This is a genomic window from Nocardioides sp. P4_G4, from assembly GCF_056401085.1.
The window spans coordinates 1-2,871 of the sequence record NZ_JBFUKA010000167.1 but is presented as its reverse complement, the minus strand read 5'-3'; the positions used below and the strand labels follow the sequence as shown (position 1 = coordinate 2,871).

The window sequence follows — 2,871 nt, the reverse complement described above, 5'->3', positions numbered from 1 at the left end:
CCTCGGCCGCGTCCTGCACGTCGGGCTCCGGCGTCACCGTGGTCGTCGACCCCGGTGCGCTGGGGGGCGCCCTCACCTCCGTCTGCGACAGCGGCTCCGGGCAGGCTGCGTCCGCCCGCTACGCCGACGTCGGGGTCGCCATCACCTACGTGCAGCGCCAGCCGGGCTTCGTGTGCCGCGTCGACGGCGCCCCGGCCGCCGATCCGTGCGTCAACACGCCCCCCGGCGACGCCTACTGGGGCCTGTGGTGGACCGACGGCGAGAGCGGCACGTGGACCTACTCCTCCCTCGGCGTCGCCGGCCTGCAGGTGCCCGAGGGGGGCGCCGTCGCCCTGGCCTGGCAGCAGGGCAGCACGCGTCGTACGCCCGGGATCGCGGCGCCCGTGAACGCTGCGCCGTCGCCGTCACCGACCGCGTCGCCCACCAAGACACCGACCAAGGCCCCGACCAAGGCACCGACCAAGGCGCCGACCAAGGCGCCCACGACGTCGCCGACGCCCACGAAGGCGCCCACCTCCTCGTCGACGACCTCGCAGCCGACGTCGCCGAGCGCGTCCACCTCGGCGTCTGCGAGCGCGTCGGCGTCTCCCACCAGCCCTTCCACCAGTGCCTCCGCCTCCGGCTCGCCTTCCGGCTCACCCAGCGGGAGCCCGCGCACGCGGAAGCCGAGCGCGCAGCCGTCGGGGGATCCGAGCGAGAGCGACGACGGCTCCGCGACCTCGGCGCCTGCCCCCGCCGACGAGGGCGCGACCGACGACGGCGCGACGACCGCCGCCGACCCGGCCGACGAGTCCGCCCGCGTCCCCACCTGGGTCACCCTGGCCGTGCTCGGTGCGCTCGTGGCGGCTCTCGCCGTGATGGCGCTGGCGGCGCGACGTCGCCGCGGCGACCGCCCGTGAGCGCCCGCCTCTCCCGCGACCTCCACCCCGTCGCCTGGTGGGTGTGGGCCCTCGGCCTCGCCACCGCCGCGACCCTCACCACCAACCCGCTGCTGCTGCTCCTGCTCATCGCGGTGGCCGCCGTGGTGGTCCACGCCCGGCGCTCCGACCAGCCGTGGGCGAGGTCGTTCCGGCTCTACCTGTGGCTGGGCCTCGCGATCGTGGTGATCCGGGTGGTCTTCCGGATCGTATTCGGTGGCGTGGACGGCGGCCACGTGCTGCTGGACCTTCCGAGCGTGCCGCTGCCGGACTGGGTCGCGGGGGTGCGCCTCCTCGGTCCACTCACCCGCGAGGGGCTGCTGGCCGGCCTGTACGACGGCCTGCGCCTGGCCACCATCGTCATCTGCGTCGGGGCCGCCAACTCGCTGGCCAACCCCAAGCGGCTGCTCAAGTCCGTGCCGCCCGCCCTGTACGAGGTCGGCACCGCCCTGGTCGTCGCCGTCACGGTCTTCCCGCAGCTCGCCGACAGCGCCCGTCGGGTCCGTGCCGCCCAGGCGCTGCGCGGGGGAGTGGACGGGCGGGTCGGGCGGCTGCGACGGTTCCTCGTCCCCGTGCTGGAGGACGCACTCGAGCGGTCGCTGGCGCTGGCCGCCGGCATGGACACCCGCGGCTACGGCCGCGCCGGGACCGCCACCCGCGGGGAGCGACGCCTCAACGGTGCCCTCCTCCTCGGCGCCCTGTGCGGGATCGGCGTGGGGACCTACGCGGTGCTCGACGCCACCGCTCCCCGCTGGTTGGCGATGCCGATGCTCCTCGCCGGGGTCGCGGTCGCGGTCGTGGGCCTGGTGAGCTCGGGTCGACGGGTCCAGCGCTCGCGCTACCGTCCCGACCCCTGGCGGGTGGAGGAGTCGGTCGTCGGAGCATCGGGCGCCGCGGTCGCCGTCCTGGTCTGGTGGATCGCGGGGCACGACGTCCTCGTCGCGCACCCCGGCGTCGAGTCGATGCCCTTCCTCAGCGTCCCCGCACTGGCAGCCGCCCTGCTCGGCCTCGTTCCGGCGGTTGCGGCGCCCCCGCCGCGGCACGCTCTCGCCCCGGCCCTGGTGGTGGGCGCGTGATCGAGCTGCGCGACATCCGGGTTGCCTACGACGACGGCTCGACGCCCGTCCTCGACGGCATCGACCTGAGCCTCGACGAGGGCGAGCTGGTGCTCGTCTCCGGACGGACCGGCGTCGGCAAGTCGACCCTCCTCGGGGTGCTCACCGGGCTGGTGCCCCGCTTCAGCGGCGGCACGCTCACCGGCGACGTGCTGCTCGACGGGGTGAGCATCATCGACACGCCGCCGCGCGAGCGCGCGCACGTCATCGGGTACGTCGGCCAGGACCCGGTCGCCGGGTTCGTCACCGACACCGTCGAGGAGGAGCTCGCCTACGGCATGGAGCAGCTCGGGGTCGCGCCGGACACCATGCGCCGGCGCATCGAGGAGACCCTCGACCTGCTCGGCATCGCCAACCTCCGGGCGCGCGACCTGCGGACCCTGTCCGGCGGCGAGCAGCAGCGGGTGGCGATCGGCGCGGTGCTCACCGCCCATCCGCGCCTGCTCGTGCTCGACGAGCCCACCTCGGCCCTGGACCCCACCGCCGCGGAAGAGGTGCTGGCCACCCTGACCCGCCTGGTCCACGACCTCGGGCTCACGGTGCTGCTCGCCGAGCACCGGCTCGAGCGGGTCGTGCCCTTCGCCGACCGGATCGCCCTGCTCACCGGCGACGGCGGCCTCGTGGTCGACGAGCCGGCAACCGTGCTCGCCACCTCACCGGTCGTGCCGCCCATCGTCGAGCTGGGCCGGGTCGCGGGGTGGTCCCCGCTGCCGCTCAGCGTCCGCGAGGCCCGACGCCTCGCCCGCCGGCTGCGCGAGCTGCCGGCCCCGCGCGCGGTGCCCGCGGCGGGCGGGGAGATCCTGCTCGGCGCCCACGGCCTCACCGTCACCCACGGGGCC

The 2,871-nt window shown here is 75.9% G+C and carries 3 protein-coding genes; all 3 read left to right on the top strand.

Going from position 1 to position 2,871, the window contains the following annotated elements; genetic code table 11:
* Positions 1 to 899: hypothetical protein (locus tag AC1DQF_RS21440; RefSeq protein WP_477527247.1), on the top strand; the 899-nt coding region annotated here is incomplete at its 5' end.
* Positions 896 to 1,993 (top strand): energy-coupling factor transporter transmembrane component T, encoded by a 1,098-nt coding sequence (locus AC1DQF_RS21435; RefSeq protein ID WP_477527246.1) that lies wholly within the window; start codon positions 896 to 898, stop codon positions 1,991 to 1,993. The genes AC1DQF_RS21440 and AC1DQF_RS21435, both read left to right, overlap by 4 nt.
* The coding region (locus tag AC1DQF_RS21430) for an ABC transporter ATP-binding protein (protein WP_477527245.1) at positions 1,990 to 2,871 on the top strand (882 nt) is incomplete at its 3' end. The genes AC1DQF_RS21435 and AC1DQF_RS21430, both read left to right, overlap by 4 nt.